Annotated in this window: 1 protein-coding gene; it reads left to right on the top strand. The window is 18.3% G+C overall.

The features are described from left to right. Positions 1-216 (top strand): protein Ycf2 (locus IE038_RS25860; RefSeq protein ID WP_229775760.1); only part of this gene is annotated, 216 nt, incomplete at its 5' end. Positions 217-502: the final 286 nt, after the last annotated feature.

The following is a 502-nucleotide window of genomic DNA, read 5'->3' as shown; positions in this document are numbered from 1 at the left end:
TATTTAGTGATAAATTTTTATGTTTTTTTTATTATAGTATTTTTGAATAAGTTCTTGGATAATAAGTTGAAAGGTTTTTTTATTGATGATATTGATATTGATGATAGTGATGATATTGATGTTAGTAATGATATTGATTGTGAATTTGATATGGAGTTGGAGTTTTTAATTATGATGAATGTGTTAATTATGGATATGATGTTGGAAATAGATTGATTTTATATTATTTTTTAATTTGAATTAGTAAAAGTAATGTTTTTTTGTATAATATGGATTTTAAATATTTATGATTTTGATGTGAATGAGTTGAGTTATTTAGTTTTTGGTTTATTGGTGAATTTTTTTTTTAGGGATTGTGAAAGATGTTTTATTAGAAATATTTTTGTTGTTGTTTTGATTTATATTTTTTAAAAAGTGGATTTTGTTTTAATAGTTTTGAATAAATTAAATATATGTATTAAAATATGAAGGTTTTTTATTTTATAATAATGAAAGTATTTTT

The sequence above is a fragment of the Pseudomonas laurentiana genome (assembly GCF_014648275.1).
GTDB classification, from domain to species: Bacteria; Pseudomonadota; Gammaproteobacteria; order Pseudomonadales; family Pseudomonadaceae; genus Aquipseudomonas; species Aquipseudomonas laurentiana.
The sequence above is the reverse complement of the archived record's forward strand: the minus strand, read 5'-3'. Positions and strand labels throughout refer to the sequence as shown.